1 pseudogene is annotated in these 1,432 nt (G+C 55.3%); it reads left to right on the top strand.

Annotation, left to right across the window (positions count from 1 at the left end):
• Positions 1-144 precede the first annotated feature (144 nt).
• Positions 145-1,172 (top strand): annotated as a pseudogene (locus BSG20_RS35305) (IS110 family RNA-guided transposase).
• The last annotated feature ends 260 nt before the right edge of the window (positions 1,173-1,432 follow it).

Below are 1,432 nucleotides of genomic sequence, written 5' to 3'. Positions count from 1 at the left end.
GGGATATCAGCGTGCCACAGCGGGCAGACTGATTTGCGGATCATGGCTCATCGACGCCATAGTCTCAAGATGGGGTGGATGCCAGCCTTCTCCGGCGGCATAAAAGTCTTGGCGTAAACACCACTCAAGCGAAAGGCAGTCTTCATGAAGACGGTTACCATCATTGGCGTTGATCTGGCAAAGAATGTATTTCAGCTGCACGGAGCAGCGGCTGACGGTTCTGTTTTATTTCGTAAGAAGTTGGCGCGCCCATTATTCCGCAAGTTCATTGCTGCTCAGCCCTCCTGCATCGTCGCGATGGAGGCATGCGCCGGCTCGCACTATTGGGCTCGCGAGATGGTGAGATTGGGTCACGAGCCAAAACTGATCGCGCCTCGGTATGTGAAGCCATTTCTCAAACGGCACAAGAACGACGCCGCCGATGCAGAGGCCATTGTTGAGGCTGCACAGCGGCCGACGATGCGCTTTGTCGAGGCAAAGACGGAGGAGCAACAGTCTCGGGCGATTATGTTTCGCACCGCGAGCAGCTGGTCAGTCAGCGAACCGAATTGGTAAACATCCTACGCGCGCACCTTTATGAGTTCGGCCACATCGCGCCGCATGGAATAGGCTATCTGAGCAGGCTTGAAAGTATTCTGGCGGACGAGGCCGCTCACATGCCTGATCTGGTCCGCACAATATGCCGCGATCTGCTGGAGCACATCTGGCAAATAACGGATCGCGTGGACTCGCTTGGCGAGAAGATAGATGGTTTATCCAACAAGGCCGAGACAACACGACGTCTGCGCACAATGCCGGGCGTAGGCCCAATCACCGCTCTGGCGATTGAAACGTTCGCGCCTCCGATGGAGGTGTTCAAACGTGGCCGGGATTTTGCTGCTTGGCTTGGTCTGGTGCCGCTACAGAATTCGAGCGGTGGCAAGCAGCGTCTAGGAAAAATCTCGAAGATGGGCCAGCAAGATATTCGAAGGTTGCTCATCATCGGAGCCATGGCCGTGGTTCGATGGGCGTCACGAAAGGGTGCGCCAAACGATAGTTGGCTTGGCCGTATGCTGGCCAAGAAGCCACGCATACTGGTAGCGATTGCCCTGGCCAACAAGATGGCGCGTGGTATCTGGGCCATGCTGACGAAGCAGATGGATTACCGGAATCCGGCGACAGTGCCTGCATGAAGCGGAGCACTTGAAGCCGGTCTATGGGAGACGTGAGGAAGACAAGAACTGCATGGGCAAATGATCGATAAGATCGGGGTCAGCAAACCAGAATGACGCTTCGAGCTTCGAGCTCGCTTTCAAGATTCGGACCTGACTCGCGTATCACCATACCGGCCCGCGGCACTTCAAGGACCGCATATAAAGGCCTTACACAAGACCGCACTCGATCACGTGTTCAAAAGTTTTAAATCTTGCTTGCAAAACGGCTGGCATCCACA

It is taken from the genome of Rhizobium tibeticum (assembly GCF_900110205.1).
GTDB classification, from domain to species: domain Bacteria; phylum Pseudomonadota; class Alphaproteobacteria; order Rhizobiales; family Rhizobiaceae; genus Rhizobium; species Rhizobium tibeticum.
Note: the sequence above shows the minus strand (reverse complement) of the source record. Positions and strands in the feature narration are given on the sequence as shown.